The 16,126-nt window shown below is 42.4% G+C and carries 16 protein-coding genes and 1 riboswitch; of the genes, 1 reads left to right on the forward strand and 15 read right to left on the reverse strand.

The genetic code is table 11. The features are described from left to right. Positions 1-42: 42 nt before the first annotated feature. Together MHI16_RS17795 and MHI16_RS17800 are read right to left on the reverse strand one after the other, a co-directional pair. On the reverse strand, positions 43-1,161 hold the full coding sequence (locus MHI16_RS17795; protein ID WP_268466902.1) for a sugar ABC transporter substrate-binding protein: 1,119 nt from the start codon (positions 1,159-1,161) through the stop codon (positions 43-45). 170 nt (positions 1,162-1,331) lie between these two features. Then, positions 1,332-1,441: riboswitch (SAM riboswitch) on the reverse strand. Between the two features lie 116 nt (positions 1,442-1,557). Next, positions 1,558-2,985 (reverse strand): right-handed parallel beta-helix repeat-containing protein, encoded by a 1,428-nt coding sequence (locus MHI16_RS17800; protein ID WP_058013367.1) that lies wholly within the window; start codon positions 2,983-2,985, stop codon positions 1,558-1,560. A gap of 368 nt (positions 2,986-3,353) precedes the next feature. On the opposite strand from MHI16_RS17800, the gene MHI16_RS17805 reads away from it, so the two are divergent. Then, on the forward strand, positions 3,354-4,445 hold the full coding sequence (locus MHI16_RS17805) for a branched-chain amino acid aminotransferase (protein ID WP_003215056.1): 1,092 nt from the start codon (positions 3,354-3,356) through the stop codon (positions 4,443-4,445). A gap of 314 nt (positions 4,446-4,759) precedes the next feature. Here the strand turns inward: MHI16_RS17805 and MHI16_RS17810 are convergent, their stop codons facing one another. The 13 genes from MHI16_RS17810 to sigY all read right to left on the reverse strand — a co-directional run bounded on the left by MHI16_RS17810 (position 4,760) and on the right by sigY (position 16,053). Beyond that, on the reverse strand, positions 4,760-5,158 hold the full coding sequence (locus MHI16_RS17810; RefSeq protein ID WP_058013365.1) for a hypothetical protein: 399 nt from the start codon (positions 5,156-5,158) through the stop codon (positions 4,760-4,762). Between the two features lie 119 nt (positions 5,159-5,277). After that, the gene (locus tag MHI16_RS17815) at positions 5,278-6,606 is read right to left on the reverse strand and encodes a 6-phospho-beta-glucosidase (protein WP_058013364.1); all 1,329 of its coding nucleotides are present in this window, start codon (positions 6,604-6,606) and stop codon (positions 5,278-5,280) included. Next, positions 6,603-6,929, reverse strand: coding sequence for a PTS lactose/cellobiose transporter subunit IIA (locus MHI16_RS17820; RefSeq protein ID WP_058013363.1), 327 nt, complete (start codon positions 6,927-6,929; stop codon positions 6,603-6,605). The genes MHI16_RS17815 and MHI16_RS17820 overlap by 4 nt, the downstream gene beginning before the upstream one ends. Before the next feature lie 26 nt (positions 6,930-6,955). Further along, positions 6,956-8,305 carry a PTS cellobiose transporter subunit IIC gene (celB, locus tag MHI16_RS17825; RefSeq protein ID WP_058013362.1) on the reverse strand — a complete coding sequence of 450 codons (1,350 nt, stop codon included), beginning with the start codon at positions 8,303-8,305 and terminating at the stop codon, positions 6,956-6,958. Between the two features lie 14 nt (positions 8,306-8,319). Then, positions 8,320-8,625: a PTS sugar transporter subunit IIB gene (locus MHI16_RS17830; RefSeq protein WP_003214824.1), complete on the reverse strand. Its 306-nt coding sequence runs from the start codon at positions 8,623-8,625 to the stop codon at positions 8,320-8,322. A gap of 122 nt (positions 8,626-8,747) precedes the next feature. Beyond that, a complete protein-coding gene (locus MHI16_RS17835; protein ID WP_058013361.1) occupies positions 8,748-10,691 on the reverse strand; it encodes a BglG family transcription antiterminator in 1,944 nt (647 codons plus the stop codon). 237 nt (positions 10,692-10,928) lie between these two features. Beyond that, entirely contained in the window at positions 10,929-11,543 is a 615-nt protein-coding gene (locus MHI16_RS17840; protein WP_058013360.1) for a class F sortase, read from the reverse strand. A 68-nt stretch (positions 11,544-11,611) separates the two neighbouring features. Further along, positions 11,612-12,994 (reverse strand): hypothetical protein, encoded by a 1,383-nt coding sequence (locus MHI16_RS17845; RefSeq protein ID WP_058013359.1) that lies wholly within the window; start codon positions 12,992-12,994, stop codon positions 11,612-11,614. Between the two features lie 126 nt (positions 12,995-13,120). Beyond that, positions 13,121-13,234: a hypothetical protein gene (locus tag MHI16_RS17850; protein WP_003214702.1), complete on the reverse strand. Its 114-nt coding sequence runs from the start codon at positions 13,232-13,234 to the stop codon at positions 13,121-13,123. A gap of 83 nt (positions 13,235-13,317) precedes the next feature. After that, complete coding sequence (gene gdhA / locus MHI16_RS17855) at positions 13,318-14,688, reverse strand: NADP-specific glutamate dehydrogenase (RefSeq protein WP_058013358.1); 1,371 nt, start codon at positions 14,686-14,688, stop codon at positions 13,318-13,320. Positions 14,689-15,002: 314 nt separating this feature from the next. Beyond that, positions 15,003-15,215: a transcriptional regulator gene (locus tag MHI16_RS17860; protein ID WP_268466904.1), complete on the reverse strand. Its 213-nt coding sequence runs from the start codon at positions 15,213-15,215 to the stop codon at positions 15,003-15,005. After that, on the reverse strand, positions 15,212-15,523 hold the full coding sequence (locus MHI16_RS17865) for a YxlC family protein (protein WP_058013356.1): 312 nt from the start codon (positions 15,521-15,523) through the stop codon (positions 15,212-15,214). Before MHI16_RS17865 ends, MHI16_RS17860 begins: the two co-directional genes overlap by 4 nt. Then, positions 15,520-16,053, reverse strand: coding sequence for an RNA polymerase sigma factor SigY (gene sigY, locus MHI16_RS17870; protein WP_058013355.1), 534 nt, complete (start codon positions 16,051-16,053; stop codon positions 15,520-15,522). The genes MHI16_RS17865 and sigY overlap by 4 nt, the downstream gene beginning before the upstream one ends. Between the last annotated feature and the right edge of the window lie 73 nt (positions 16,054-16,126).

Consider the following 16,126-nt stretch of genomic DNA (forward strand, 5'->3'; position numbering starts at 1 on the left):
CTGAAAAACGAAACACCCTCTATAGAAGAGAGTGCACGGTGTTTATTTTGTATAATGCTTCTTCAAGGTCTTCATCCAATCTTCTTCAAAGGCAGTCGATGAGCCGAACCCCTTCACTTCGTCCGCAAGATTGACCATATTGATGGCTTTTCCTGATTGTTGAAGCTGTTTTTGTGAGATGAGAGAGGCCTCAAGGTCATAGGAAGACGGCGTTTTCTCACCCGCTATTTTCTTCGCAAGAATTCTCACGTCAACTGCGCCAATAAGCTTCGGATCAACCGCTACTGTGTACTTCCATGGACTGTCTTTTGCTGTCATTTCTTGAAGATCAGCATTTGATACATCAATCCCATAAATCTTCACTTCTGTTCTTCCTGCTTCCTTTAGCGCTCTTGCTGCGCCAATGGCAAAGGCATCCCACGTGGCAAAAATAGCGTCAAGCTTACCCTTTGGATATTTATTCAGCATCGCTGCCACTGCATTTTGTGTTTGAACAGACGTATCAGAGGAGGCAATACCAAAGCGGTCAAGTTCCTTGATCCCTGAATGTTGTTTGAGCGTTTCTTGATAGACCTTATTCCGTCTCACCATTGGCGGGAATCCATCTACCCAGAGGTACGCAATATTTGCTTTTCCTTTAAAATCAGACACGAGTGCATCTAGTGATTTTTCCGCTAATTGTTCGTCATCTTGAGACGTCACTGTGACTCCTTTGATGTCCTTCAGCTTAGGATTTGAATCGAACGCTACGACTGGAATGCCCTTCGATGTGATCTTTTTCACATCAGCGACGGTCGCCTCGTCATCCCCATGAGAGATGATAAAGCCATCATAATTTTCTTCCAGCGCCTGAGAGATCGCGTCATGGAACTTCGCTGTATCTCCATTTGCGGTGTAGACATCTACCGTAAAGCCAAGCGCTTCACCTTCTGCCTTCGTCCCAGCTAAAAACTGTGCTGTATGATCATCTCCTCCGATTTTACGGATGACTTTAATTTTCGCTCCCTGTCCCTTTGCAAATCGCTTCGGTACATTGTCAAAGGAGACCTTTTCGTTCGCATTTGCCTTTGAGCCTGCACTTGATCCAGTGCCGCAGCCTGTTAATAGGACGGTCAATACCGTTAATAATATAAGACATGATGTAAAATACTTACGCTTCATTGCTGTTCCTCCTCAAGTTGTTTTTTATTTTTCACATCGGAAAACTAGGTAAAAATGTGAGAAAACGCCAGTAAACTGTTCTTCCATTTGAAAAAGAGACGAAAAAAAGCCTCTCTTGGAAAGAGAGGCGTGATCACCGTTGCATGAAACATGTATCGGGAATTCTTCCTCTCTTATCTGTCAAAGCTGTCACAGCTTTGCAGGAATTAGCACCAATTTCTATAGTAGAAACGGTTGCCGGGCGTCATAGGGCCAGTCCCTCTGCCTCTCTTGATAAGAGATCCGTTATGAAATTTTGTTTTAGTTGAAATGTCTTCTTTACTTTAATGTGATGTCACATCAATGTCAATGATTTTTTTGAAAATTTAAAACAATAAGCTTGTGGCTCAGACATGCTTAACTTCCGATGATTTTCTTAGCAGGTGATGATTTCTTCAGGCGAAAATCATATTTTTTCTCATTCACAAATTGTGGATTGAGGTGTGCTGATCCTTTATCTTGGCCGCTTTTAGAGAGATACGTTTTGTAGCCTTCCATCCATTTCCCGCGCCATACCCACTGTGATGCCTTCGCACCTTTGCGGTCATCATATACGTTCTTTTCGAAGGTATTCTTTTGGTTCACTCCATAAAGATTCACAACTAAGTAATGCGAGGCACTCGCTGTCATGATATTGCTCTTGATACGATTGTTCACGGCTTGATATTGCATCAACAATTGACCGCCTTCTAAGCCGGCTGTGTCATTTTTGTATAAAATATTATGTGAAATCGTCGTATTTATTGTTCCGCCTCGCTTTTTATCATAACCGCCAATTGAAATGCCTGTATAACGGTTCAAATACACTTGATTGTGTTCAATTCGAATACGATCTGCCATTTTTCCTTTATGTTCACTTGTGACTTCAATCCCAAGGTCATTGTGATGTGTGATGTTATGATCAATCACAATGTCCTTCCCGCCATCGACATAAATTCCACCAGCGGAGATGTCTTTGCCATAGGCTGGATTTCCTACACTCGTAATCTCATACACTTTGTTTCTTGATACAACACCATTTCTGACTTGATCGTACTTTTTAGAAGGTGCTACGTTTTCAAAACCAATTAAATCAATCCCTATATTATCAGTATGGCGGACGGTGTTATGTGTCACACGGAACTTATTGACGTTCCCATTGAGCACAAGCGCTTCACTGAAGCCAAGCTTTAATTTTTCAACAGTGTTTCCTTTGATTTCAATGTCTTCAATAGCCGCAGGAGCTTTTGTTCCATAGACCGCAATACCGTGCGCATTCCCATTTTTGTGTGTCGTCTGAATATCATACACTCGGTTGTTGAGCAGTTTGACGCCTTTCCCGCTTCCTTTGATAAAAATACCGACTGGAGTCAGATCTTCCTTATTTGTCTTGAGATGTCCCACCGTCAGCCCTTTGAGGGTAATATAACTTTTTTGATCGATCGTGACAAGACCACCATCTGCTTGATTTCCTTTTAGTGAAGCCCCGCTAATGACAGGTTTTTCTTTTCCGTAAGCTTGAAAGATAACAGGTGCTTTCTTTGTACCTGAATGGCGGACAATCAATTTTTCTTTGTATGTACCGCCTCTCACGTATATAGTTGCCCCGGCTTTTGCCATACTTGATGCCTTTTTCAGCGTGCGAAAAGGTTTTTGCTTCGTTCCTGGGTTTTTATCGTTTCCGTTTGTCGCTACGTAATAGGCTGTGCTTTGCTTAGCGCCCGCCTCCTCTGTCATCGCTTGACAGCCGAAGCTAATCACGGTCATGAATAAAATAAGGAAAATGCCTGGTATCGCTCGTTTCATCTTGTTGTTTGCTCCTTTCGCTTCTCTTCTTTCTTTATCGGTTAAAAAAAAGAGGATTAAAATATGAGAATGCCCCTTGCAATGTACTGGTCAAAAGGTGTATGGTTGAAAGAATATCTTACAGGAAATTTATCCGCTTTTAAATTGTCAGATTAATCAGTTAATAATGTATTTGGATTTTATTTCTTTATTAAAAAGGGGTGACATGAGGCAGACTGACGGCAGAGAGAAGGAAAGCGCTTTAACAGATTTTTCTTGTCTGAATTCCAGAAAACCTATTGCTAATATTTTGTGAAGGTATAGAATAGAATCATAATTATTTCATATTATTAGAATTTTCAAATAATCAAACAGCAAGGAGATTTACGATGCCAAAACAACCCATCCGCGTTGAACTTAGTTCAACAAAAAAACCAAAACCTCAATCTGATCAACTTGAATTCGGAAAAATCTTCACAGATCACATGTTTGTGATGGATTATTCCATTGATCAAGGCTGGTATGATCCAAGAATTATCCCTTATCAAGCCATTCCAATGGACCCAGCTTCGATGGTCTACCATTATGGGCAATCTGTTTTTGAAGGCTTGAAGGCTTATGTTTCTGAGGATCAGAAAATTCTCTTATTCCGTCCGGAAAAGAATATGGAACGCTTAAACAGATCCAATGACCGCCTGTGCATCCCACAAATTGATACAGAAACGGTTTTAGAGGGCTTAAATGAACTCATTCGCATTGATAAGGATTGGGTACCTGATGCAGAGGGCACTTCCTTGTATATCCGTCCATTCATTATTTCCACTGAGCCGTATTTAGGCGTTGCGCCGTCAAGCACATATAAGCTGCTTATTATCCTATCTCCAGTGGGATCTTACTATAAAGAAGGCATCCATCCGGTCAAAATTGCCGTTGAAAACGAATTTGTCCGTGCCGTTAAAGGCGGAACAGGTAATGCCAAAACAGCTGGAAACTACGCTTCAAGCCTCAAGGCACAGCAAGTTGCTGAAACCAAAGGTTTTTCACAAGTTCTTTGGCTTGATGGAGTTGAGAAAAAGTACATTGAAGAAGTCGGGAGTATGAATATCTTCTTTAAAATCAATGGCGAAATCGTGACGCCTGAATTGAACGGCAGCATTTTAGAAGGCATCACACGTAACTCTGTACTTGAGCTATTAAAACACTGGGGAATTCCAGTGACAGAGCGTAAAATTTCGATTGATGAGTTAATTGAAGCACATCAATCAGGCGAGCTTGAAGAAATCTTTGGAACTGGAACGGCGGCCGTCATCTCTCCTGTCGGGGAATTAATTTATCACGATCAGCCATATGTGATTCAAGATGGTCAAACAGGTGAAGTATCGAAGAAATTGTATGAGGCCATTACGGGTATTCAAAAAGGAACACAGCCAGATATCTTCGGCTGGACAGTAGAAGTCGACTCGGTCGTCAAACAAGCTTAAGCATGTAAAAGAACCTTTCATTCATGAAGGGTTCTTTTTTTGTTTATTTACCTTTCTAATATACCTTATAATGGTAATCACACATATAAGGAGTGATGGTATGTTTTTTACTTATCTACTAGCGTTTTTTGGGATTTGCATCGGATCGATGATCATCGCTACAGGTTTCGACGATTCACCGTTCCACACCCGTGTTCTATTTAAGTTTCTCGGAATTTCTATCTTTGTTCTTTCTATTACTTTTGTAAAGGTGAGACGAAAAAGGTTACGCAGTAAAAAGGCGAAATAGACTTAGATGTCCAGTCAGCCTCCCATCAAATCGTGCACCAAAATAAGACCGATACCCCCACAATCGCCCCTGCATATATCCACTGTTTCCCTTTGATGCTCCGCTTTCTTTCAATTAGTAAAAAGATCTCTGGTAAAAAGACGATGATGATTTCTATGAAAAAGACAAGATAATAAACAAACGGCATCGGCTGAAAATCAAAGTCTCTTTCATCTCCACCAATTGTTGCGAAATACATCAACAGGTTGGTTACTGGAATGGTAAAACAAACGAGCAGGCGAAGAACATACATCCACACATACTGTCTATGACGAATAAGACCAATAAATGAAGCGATGATGCCATACAAAAACAAGACCACTGTGCCATAACTCAACAGAGGTTGAACGACAAAACCGTAAAGCATTAAACCAATTGCAACCATACTCAAACCGTCCCTTCTTTGAAGCCATACATGTTGTTTTTTACTATCATACACTTCTTTCTTGAATTTCCATATGGGGCCATGAAAAAAAAACGACCCCATAAAGGGGCCATTTTGTTTTATGCTTTGACTGATTTGGAGAATTGCGGTAAATATTCACGATGCGCTTCGAGCATTTCATCTAAAATTTGCTTTGCAATTTCGTCAGATGGGACAAGCGGATTGATCGTCATTGCTACAAGAGCCGTCTCGTAATCTCCTGTGACTGCCGCTTCTGCTGCCACACGCTCGAATGATTTGATTTGTTGAACGAGCCCTCTCACAGCCACAGGCAGATCACCCGTCGCAATTGGTTTTGGTCCGTCCTTCGTAATGATACAGTTTACTTCAACCGCTGAATCAGCCGGAATGCTGGCAATCGCCCCTCTGTTTACTGTATTGACTGGTTGGATGTCATGCTTATCATTATAGATGGAGCTGATTAAGTTACATGCCGCATCACTGTAATATGCCCCGCCTCTTTTTTCGAGCTGCGGTGGTTTAATCGATAAATCAGGATCTTTATAGAGCTCAAATAATTCGTGCTCAACCTGCTGGACTACCTCTGCTCTTGTTCCTTTTTCTTGGGCTGCCTTTTGCTCTTCTTCCAGCATATCTTTTGTTTTATAGTAATAGCGATGATATGGACATGGGATGACCCCTAAGCCTTTCACAAAAGAAGGTTCCCAGTCTTTCGCTTCAATGTTCTTCATAGACCACTGACTATTCGGATTTCCTAATTCTTCGAGCACTTGATCCATAATGCTGACCCCGTCTAAATACACATCTAATCCATAGACCATGTGATTGAGGCCTGCAAACTGTACCTCGATCCGTTCAACATTTACATCAAGCGCCTTGGCAATCCCCATTTTTATCCCAATTGGGACATTGCATAGTCCGACTACTTTTTTTAGATTCGTGTAGCGCAGCACAGCTTCTGTGACCATGCCGGCTGGATTTGTAAAGTTCACAAGCCATGCATCTGGACAAAGCTCTTCCATATCCTTCACGATGTCTAGAATGACTGGGATGGTTCGAAGACCTTTAAATAAGCCACCTGGTCCGTTCGTTTCCTGACCGATGACACCATATTTAAGCGGGATTCTCTCATCCTTTGCCCGTGCTTCCAGCAGTCCTACACGAAATTGTGTTGTCACAAAATCTGCGTCCTTCAGGGCTTCCCTGCGGTCGAGTGTCAGGTGTACCTCAATCGGAAGCCCGGCTTTTTCGACCATGCGTTTCGCGAGAGCACCCACGATGTTTAACTTTTCCTGACCCGCTTCAATATCCACGAGCCATAATTCCTTTACAGGCAATTCATGATATCGTTTGATAAATCCTTCGACAAGCTCAGGCGTATAGCTCGATCCTCCGCCTATTGTGACAATTTTGATTCCATCTTTCATGAATTGACACCTCCAAGTTGCTTCATTTTTTCATGGAGCTCGATGATTTCCGCCGCAAGCTCCTTAACAGTCATTGCGTTCATGAGATGATCCTGTGCATGGATCATTAAGAGACTGATGTCGGTCTTTTCTCCTCTAATTTCTCCTTGGATCAGCTCTGTCTGTGCGTGATGCGCCTCATTTAACGCGTCTTGTGCTTCCTGCAATTTTTGCTTCGCCTCATCAAAGTTTCCTTCCTTTGCACATGTAATGGCCTCCATCGCGGAGCTTCTGCCATTCCCGCCGTGTAAGATGAGTTGAAACACAATTTGTTCCATTTCCATCGGCCGCATCCCCCTTGTTCCCTCTATTACATGCTGACGACATTTTCATCAGTTGTTGCTTTTGTTTCTAGTTCACTTTCTTCTTTTAATTTCTGCTTATCCCACATTCTAAAGAATGGGTAGTATAAAGCGAATGACAACGCCAGGTTAATCAGCTGCATGACAGCGCCAGAGATTTTGCCTCCTGTGGCGAGATAGCCTGAAATGATAGGGGGCATCGTCCATGGAACTGCAATCCCCGCCGGTTTTGCCACAAGCCCTGTGCTCATTCCGATATATGTGGTAATGATCATCATGATTGGCGTAAGGATAAACGGAATCAAAAGCATTGGGTTCATGACAATCGGCATTCCGAAAATGATCGGTTCGTTGATGTTAAAGATGGCTGGCCCAATGGCAAGTCGGCCAAGCTGTTTCATTTGTTTACTTCTGGCACGTAAGATCATCGTCAGCACCAAGGCAAGCGTTGCACCGCTTCCGCCGACATTGATGAAGATTTCAAAGAACTGCGCTGTGAAGATATTTGGCAGCACTTCTCCTGCTTGGAATGCAAGACGGTTCTCATCCATCGCACCGAGCCAAATTGGTCCCATGACGCCGCCGACAATGGTTGCTCCGTGAATACCACAAGCCCAGAGGAGCATTTGCACGCCTATGGCGACAATACTTCCGCCTAAGCTTCCACCAAGAATGGAAAGCGGTGTGCCAATTAAGACCGTGATAATATTATGAATACTTTCAAATGGTGTCATCTCAATCAAAAGTCTAGCGACCCAGATCAGTGTGATGACCACAAAACCTGGAATAAGTGCGATAAACGATTTACTCACTGCTGGCGGTACACCATCAGGCATCTTAATGACGATATTCCGCTGGACAATGAATCGGTAAATTTCAGTTGAAAGCATGGCAATAATCATGGCAACGAATAACCCTTTACTGCCCATCAATGTGACTGGAATTCCCCCACCTACTAGGATGGCTTCTGTTGAGCCCTCAGGTGTAAAAGGAACTTGATATGGTGTCGCCAAAAGGAATGCTGCAACAGCGATTGCACCAGATGATAGGGCATCCACTGCATACTTTTCAGCAAGCCTGTAGGCAATCCCGAAAGTTGCAACAAGTGCCATAATGTCAAAGGTTGCATTAACAGGATAGGATAATTTCGTGGCCCATTCTGCTCCGAAGATACTTGCCATAAAATCGCTGTATCCTGGGATCGGAAGGTTGGCTAAAATGAGAAACAGTGAACCGACAATAATGAGAGGCATGGTTAAAACAATTCCGTCACGCAATGCTTGTAAATGTCTTTGAGCGGCAATCTTCCCTGCAAACGGCATGACCTTCTCTTCTAGAAATCGGTTGAATCCATTCATCCCTTCCGCCCCCTTTATCCGTTCACTAACTGTTCAGCAGATTTTAAAACCTCAGCCCCATTACATACGCCATAATGCACGGTATTGATGACGTCGACTGGAATCCCTTTTTCTTCTCCGAGCTTTTTCATTTGTGGTAATAAATATCGAACCTGTGGTCCTAATAAAAGCACATCGGCTTGATCAATATGATTTTTTGCTGAATCTCCAGATACTGCCCAAATACGATAGTCTTTTCCTTGTTCTTGTGCGCTTTTCTCCATTTTTGTGACTAGTAAGCTTGTTGACATACCTGCTGCACAAACCAATAAGATGTTCATGTGTAAACGCCCCCTTTTGAAAGTGTGTAGCTTTTCTTTACACATTCATCATATTATGAAACCGCTTTCATAAACACCTATACTTTTTCCTTTAGGAAGCGGAAAAAGTTAAGATCACACAGTTAATTCTTGTACGAAGGGGTCTTTTTATACATGATATCGAGCATGTCTTCAAATGTATCACAGGCGATGAGGTGCAGAATGAATTTCACATTGTGCACAAGCTCGCCCAGCAGACGGTACATCCCTTTTAAATCTTTTGCATTCTCTTTTTCGACACAAAGCAAGCAGACAAATTGAACTTTTTTCTCTCCCCATATGATCGGTTTTTCTAATGTACATATCGCCCAAAACGTCTCTTCTGTCAGCGGCATCATAGGGTGCGGAATGGCTGTATAATGCCCAAAGGATGTGGGAGCAGCCTCTTCTCTTTCCATCACAGAAGATGTAAGCTCTGCTGATGCTAAGCCCATGTCGATGACTTTTTCCGTGAGAAAGGTGATGACCTCTTCCTTTGTTTGAAAGGCGCGTTTTGTAAAAACCAATTCCTTTTTCATATATTGAGAGGCCAATGTCACTCTTGTTTCACTCGTCAGGGCTTCTTCAATTTTCAAAAAGTCGCCGCCTCCCAAAATCGTATTCACTTGTATGACGGGAATCGATATATCCATCTGAATCGGGACCGTTGTAATAATCAAATCAAGCGCATGTAAAGAGACATGTGGAAGCGAATAAAGCTCTGCTGTGCCTAAAATGGTCAGCTTCGACCCAAATTGTGACCGCAGACGATCTTGAAGCAGTCTTGCACTTCCTGCACCAGACGCACAGACGATGAGACATCGCTTCGGTGGAATCTCCATCTTTCTCCGTTCTAAAGCCGCACCAAAATGAAGCGCCATATATCCGATTTCATTCTCATGAATACATAGACCCGTTTCTTCTTCAATCACCCGGCTGGCGATAATTCCTGCTTCAAAGGCAAGTGGATACCCCGCCTTTATTTCATCCAGCATCGGATTTCTTAAGTTCATCCCATATTTACACCGGGTCATGGCTGGCTTTAAGTGCAGACTGAGCCCAATCAGCAATTCCGCATCTCCCGCTAAATTCAGCTGCAATTTTTGGTCAATGGCTTTCAGCATGAGCTGAACAAGACGGCTCGTGTCATCATCCACAATTTGTTTTTGACCGCTCGATGAAAAGGACTGTACCATTTTGGCTGTTCCTAATAAATGAATGGCGATATAGACGATTTCCTCTTGTGGAAAAGAAACGTCCAGCAGTCCTTCAAGGCATTCCACTATTTTTTTAGCGACCTTGTATTCCTTTGCCTGTGGAATCTCATTGATTTCCTCTGGCAAGACAGATACATAGTTCCCGTGCCTAATCCGCTTGCAGGCAATCGCAACATGAACGATTAAATTATTCATGCAAATGTCTGATAGATTCATTCTTTCTTTATTGATATAATCAATGATTGTTTTCTGAATCAATTCCAATTCATGTTTCGGCAAAATGGTCACTGCTGTGTTCAGCATCGTTTGGTAAGATCGCCGTTCACTGAATAGATATTCTGACATACAATAACGGATTTTCATCTCCGATCCTTTGAGCCTGCAGCCTTTATTCGGCTTTGCTTCTAGCTTCAGATCAAAAGGCTCAAGCTTGCGTTTGACCCATTTCATATCGTTACTCATCGTCGATTTACTAATAAACAGCTGTTCCTGTAAGTCTTCCAGTTTCACATAAGACTCTGCGAGAAGGAGCTTTTTTAAAATAAACCGAACACGCTCCTCCGGCAGAACAGCCAGCGGCTCTTCCTGTTCGACCTCTTCTTTCATAAAACGGCGAAAGGCATTCTCATCGTTGATCAACAGCTCATAACCAGCTCCTCGAACAGCTATTACAGACGCTTGATAAGGAGCGAGACGGTCGTTCAGTTCCTTGATGTCTGTACGAATGGTGCGGCTTGTCACTTGTAAGCTGACAGAAAGCGCAGCGCTTGTGAGCGGGTTCTCCGCTGCCATTAACTGACTTAAAATGTGCGCCAGTCTTTTACTCAGCATCAGATCGGCCTCCTTATGTAAGGGTGGAGAATCTGCCTTGTCTGGACAGGTTGTATACGCTTGCAGTTCTCTTCATTACTCATATTCTACTGAAAAGAAATAAAAATTGCCAACTCATTTATATGACAAACGCCCCTATTTATACAACAAACCATTTCTAATGACCTATGAATCTTTTTGTAGGACCGTTTGGAAGAAATGAAAAAAAGGCGCTGCACCTTCGTGTCATCGCCTTTTTTATGAAGAGGTCAGCTGCGTAAAGACAACCAATCTTTTTTCGTGAGTTCCTGCTGCATGATCAAATGTCCCTGTACATGTGATTAAATTGAGATTCCGTGTAAAGGCATACCCGAAAAATGCATGTGGCTTTTCTTTACGTGGATAACTTTGCACTTTGATGACTTCAAAGGTTCGCTTTTTTCCTGATGAGGACGTCACGATCACCTTATTTCCCTTTTTTAGCTCCTTTAGTCGATAAAAAACAGAAGGTCCCCATTTATTATCAACATGACCATTCATGACGGCATTCCCTTTATCTCCTGGTTTTGGACCATCTTTAAACCAAGCTGTGTTGTCCGTATTTTTTGGAACGCCCATACTGCCATCCTTAGATAAAGTGGTTTTCTCTACTTTTGCTTTGACATCAATCGCTGGAATAGCAATTTCAGCTGGAACAATACCGGACGGTTCGTCTTTTAACATGTTTTGTGCATGAGACTGTTTTGCAGCTTGGTTTGTTGTCATTTTTTCAGGAAATGAGGTTGTTTTTGCAGATGACAAATCATCCATTGATTTTGATGCGCAGCCCGTGATGGTGAGCAGCATCAGAAGACCAAACACCCATCTTTTCAAATCAGTCTGCCTCCTTTTAAAGAAAGGAACGGCACAAATGTGCACGTTCCCCTTTAGTTTTTACGAGCTTAATTTGATGTCTTGCGGCGAATAAGGAAGAACGCACCCATTGCACCACCGGCTAGGATCAAGCTAGCGATTAATCCCGCAAAGGCTTCATATGACATACCTAGAGGACCGGCTGTACCTCCCATACCTGTTTTAGGCATTTCATTAGGCATCTTGGATTTGAACATTTCAGGATGCTGATCAACAATTGCTGATGCGACATCCTGTCCAACCATGAACATATGACCGTACGCCTCTCGCACTGTTGGATAAAGCTGATCATAATCGCCATTATGGTATGACGTATATGTTTTGATCAGTTCATCAATATGCATTTTTAAGCCAGCTTCTAAATCTGCTGCCTTCAAACGTCCATCTGTCGCTTGATCTAAAAATTTCGCTTGCTTCATTCGATACGCATCTAAGTTTTTCACAGCTTTTTCTTTCGCTTCTTTGTCTCCTGATGCATCCGCTTTGACATAATCAACTAAGTAACCGATATGGCTTGACCAAATGTCTTTAAATTGTTTTCCTGCATCCTTGCCATAAACAGAGGCAATCGCATCTGATAAATCATTTGTGTTTTCGTTCAAAGCTGCAGCTGCTTGATCAAAGTCCTTGCTGCCATCATTTCCTTTTTGCATAGCAACGACCGCAAGCGCCAAATGCTCTGAGAACAAGTAGTTTAAATCTTCACGAAGGTCTGCGGCTGGTGTGTCGACTGATTTGTGATCAAATTTCCCAGGAAATTGATCTGTGATCGCCCACGATACGCCTTTGCCTACTTCAAACATATGATGAATAGATTTTCTAACCGTTTCATAGGTCGTATCAAAATCCTTTTCAGTGTAGCTATCAAACGCTTTTAACAGTTCATTGACGTGCATTTTTAAGCCTTCTTCTAGTTCGCTAGCTTTCAATCTGCCGTCTGTTGCTTGATCGAGCATATCGGCTTGTTTCATGCGATATTGGTCAAGCTGCTTCATGGCTTTCTTTTTACCTGCTTCATCTTTCTTTGCCGTTGCTTGCACATAGTCAACAAAGTAGCCGATATGACTTGACCAAATGTCTTTAAATTGTTTCCCTGCTTTTTTTCCGTACACAGAGGCGATGGCATCCGATAAATCATTTGTGTTGTCGTTTAGCGCTGCCGCTGCTTGATCAAAATCTTTACTGCCATCAATTCCCTTTTGCATCGTGATGACTGCTAAATAAGCGTGCTCTGAAAACAGCTGGTCTAGAGCTGCTCGAAGATCGGTTGCTTTGTTTGACACCTCTTGTGACGAAGATGTCTTCTTTGCCTCTCCATGCATATGTCCTTCGTGTGCACTTGCGCTATGAGCTGCCGGAAATAGTAATGCTGCGCTAAGCGGGATGGTTAAAATCGCTTTTTTCATGTTCATCTGTTATTGCCTCCTCTTTCCGTTTGTTATGTACTTAACGGAGTGAGGCATGACTTGGATCATTCAAATCTATCTTTTTTTTTCATTCATTGCGCAATCGGTATGTATGCATAAAAAAAAGCCGGATTATCCGGCTGATACGTTACGACGTTTAGATGCTTTCCGCTCTTTATATATTTTTCTCACCACTGGATAAATCACAGGTGCCCATTTAAAAATTTGTTTCAGCCATTTTTTCATTTCTCCCGCGCCTCCTTATTGTCATTCTTACAAAGAAGATTCCCCATCTTGTCATGAAATAAACAGGTGCGGGAGAGCAGGAGTTAAATCACGCCTTGTGCGATCATCGCATCTGCCACTTTGCGAAATCCTGCAATATTTGCTCCTACTATTAAGTTTCCAGAGTGTCCATATTCATCAGCTGTCTCTGTACACTGACGATAAATCGTCTGCATCATTTGTTTCAGCTGATCATCTACTTCCTCAAAAGTCCAAGACATTCTTGCACTATTTTGCGCCATTTCCAGTGCTGAGACACCTACCCCGCCAGCATTCGCCGCTTTTGCCGGCGCAAAAAGAATATCATTCTGTTCAAAAACTTTGACTGCCTTTAGAGTAGAGGGCATATTGGCTCCTTCTCCTACCGCAATGACACCATTTTCCACAAGCTGCTGTGCCTGCATCTCAGATATTTCATTTTGCGTTGCACATGGAAGCGCAATGTCACAAGGAACAGACCAAATTTGTTCGCAATCTTCAATTAATTCAGCATGCGGGTGAATGTCTCTGTATGCCCCAATTCGTTGATTGCTTCCTTCCTTCAGCTGTTTCACTGTTTCTAATGAAATGCCTTGTGGATCATAAATCGCTCCGCTTGAATCACTGCACGCAACGACCTTACCGCCTAGCTCTATGACCTTCTCCATCGCATAAATAGACACATTTCCTGAACCAGACACAACAACTGAACGTCCTTCAAATTGAAGTCCATGCGCTTTTAACATTTCTTCCATAAAGTACACCAATCCATAGCCTGTCGCTTCTTTTCTCGCTAAGCTGCCTCCAAATCCAGGGCTTTTTCCTGTAAGCACACCTGCCTCATAAGCACCACGCATTTTCTTGTACTGCCCGAACATATAGCCAATTTCGCGTGCCCCTACACCAATATCACCTGCTGGTACATCTTGATCAGGTCCAATATATCGGCTGAGTTCACTCATAAAGCTTTGGACGAAACGCATGATTTCTCCATCCGATTTTCCTTTAGGATCAAAATCTGATCCACCTTTTCCTCCACCGATCGGCATACCAGTCAGTGCGTTTTTAAAGATTTGTTCAAATCCTAAAAACTTAATAATGCTTGCATTGACAGATGGGTGGAAACGAATGCCTCCTTTATAAGGACCGATGGCACTATTGAATTGAACCCTAAATCCCCGATTGACTTGTACTTTCCCCTCATCGTCTACCCATGGTACGCGAAATACCACAAGCCGCTCAGGCTCGATGAGTCGTTCTAAAATGCCTTGTTTTTCATACTCTGGATGCTTTGCAAAAACAGGAACGAGTGATTCTAGAATTTCTCTTACGGCTTGCTGAAATTCCTCCTCACCAGGATTTCGTTTTTCCACCTCTTCTAACACACGGTCGATGTAGCTTTGTGCTGTTTGTGCTGCTCGATCTAAGGTCAACATGTCTCATCTGCCTCCTTTGTATATCTTCACACATTTATCCTGTTAGATTTTCTAACGCATATTGAGATTAATTTAACACCATTTGTAAAAACTGATCAATACTGATAACAGATGAAAATGATGCCGATTTGAGATGGATCAAGCAGCCGCCGCAATCGTTTTTAGAAAGTATCTCTTACAGAATGACTATTGAGCTAGAAATCATGATTTAGACGTTATATATCCCGCACTCTTTGACAATTAGATGAACCATGAATGATTTCTAGTTGATCTTCAACACGAAAAAAAGGCCTAAAGTTTTATAGGCCGTCTGCTCAATTTTTTCGGATCTTCTCCTCTTTTTTTCGATCAGGGTACACGACACAAAGCCAATATAAAATAGAAGACGATGGGAAGTTAATTAAACCGACAATGCCCCAAAACCACTTATAACGTCCTCTTTTCTTTGCATCCATAAATAAAAGAAAGCCCTGCGCAAATAGTAACGGCAATGCGCACAATAAGATGATCATCTCCGTCTGACTCATAAGGAAGACCCTCCTTTAATATGTTGATATTCCTTGATGCCGACAACGACGCAGAGTGGCACACTCACTACTTGAAGAAGAATGAAGATGATAGGCATATGGGTGATGGCAGCGACAAATAGTGCCAGAATGGTCAGACTGATGAGAACGTACGCCAGTACTTCTTGTTTAAAACGCCTTTTCTCTTGTTCCTTCGCCTGCTTCAGCATGATCATGACAGCCTGTTCACTTGGCTCTTTCACTTCAATTTGTTCATCTAGCTGCTGTAACTCTTCCTTTAAACGTTCTGTGAATTGATCTTCCTTCACTGAGACCACTCCTTTCGAATTTTCTTTAATCCATGATGAACCCTCGACTTCACAGTGCCTTCTCTCATCCCGAGCATTGAAGCAATCTCTGGATAAGTAAAGCCATAATAATAGTGCAAAATAATCGGTGCTCTCTCCTCAGCCTTCAATTCGTTTAGAGCATCCCACATCTCATGCCATGTATAGCCCTTTTGCTGAACCTCCCATTTAAAACGACGTATCGTCTCTTGATTCGCCTTTCCTTCCCTCAATTGTTCACGTTTCCTTTTCTTCTGGTGATCCAAAAATTGTCTAGATGCAATGGATATGAGCCATGTTGAAAATAAGGAATCTCCTCTAAATGAAGAGAGTTTCATGTACGCTTTCAGCATCGTTTCTTGCATGATTTCTTCTGCAAGCTCTTGTTGAAGGGTGAGCTTCATTATATAACGGTAAAGAAAGGAATAATGATGACGATATAGGGCTGTAAATGCAGCATCATCCCCCTGTTTTGCCCGCTGAATCAATAATGTCTCTTCTGTCTGCTCCAAACACACCCCTCCTTCCTTTTTCTTCTCTTATTCATGAGACGACACGTATGACGATATCGTTCAAAATAGACTT

The organism is Bacillus sp. FSL K6-0923 (assembly GCF_038630825.1).
Classification (GTDB): Bacteria; Bacillota; Bacilli; order Bacillales; family Bacillaceae; genus Bacillus; species Bacillus pumilus.

Coding starts and splice junctions, on each gene's coding strand:
- MHI16_RS17860 (WP_268466904.1), bottom strand. CDS start 15,215: ATGAGTCAGACGGAGATGATCATCTTATTGTGCGCATTGCCGTTACTA.
- MHI16_RS17830 (WP_003214824.1), bottom strand. CDS start 8,625: ATGAACATCTTATTGGTTTGTGCAGCAGGTATGTCAACAAGCTTACTA.
- MHI16_RS17845 (WP_058013359.1), bottom strand. CDS start 12,994: ATGAACATGAAAAAAGCGATTTTAACCATCCCGCTTAGCGCAGCATTA.
- MHI16_RS17795 (WP_268466902.1), bottom strand. CDS start 1,161: ATGAAGCGTAAGTATTTTACATCATGTCTTATATTATTAACGGTATTG.
- gdhA (WP_058013358.1), bottom strand. CDS start 14,688: ATGTTGACCTTAGATCGAGCAGCACAAACAGCACAAAGCTACATCGAC.
- MHI16_RS17835 (WP_058013361.1), bottom strand. CDS start 10,691: ATGCTGAGTAAAAGACTGGCGCACATTTTAAGTCAGTTAATGGCAGCG.
- MHI16_RS17850 (WP_003214702.1), bottom strand. CDS start 13,234: ATGAAAAAATGGCTGAAACAAATTTTTAAATGGGCACCTGTGATTTAT.
- MHI16_RS17815 (WP_058013364.1), bottom strand. CDS start 6,606: ATGAAAGATGGAATCAAAATTGTCACAATAGGCGGAGGATCGAGCTAT.
- MHI16_RS17800 (WP_058013367.1), bottom strand. CDS start 2,985: ATGAAACGAGCGATACCAGGCATTTTCCTTATTTTATTCATGACCGTG.
- MHI16_RS17810 (WP_058013365.1), bottom strand. CDS start 5,158: ATGGTTGCAATTGGTTTAATGCTTTACGGTTTTGTCGTTCAACCTCTG.
- MHI16_RS17820 (WP_058013363.1), bottom strand. CDS start 6,929: ATGGAAATGGAACAAATTGTGTTTCAACTCATCTTACACGGCGGGAAT.
- MHI16_RS17805 (WP_003215056.1), top strand. CDS start 3,354: ATGCCAAAACAACCCATCCGCGTTGAACTTAGTTCAACAAAAAAACCA.
- celB (WP_058013362.1), bottom strand. CDS start 8,305: ATGAATGGATTCAACCGATTTCTAGAAGAGAAGGTCATGCCGTTTGCA.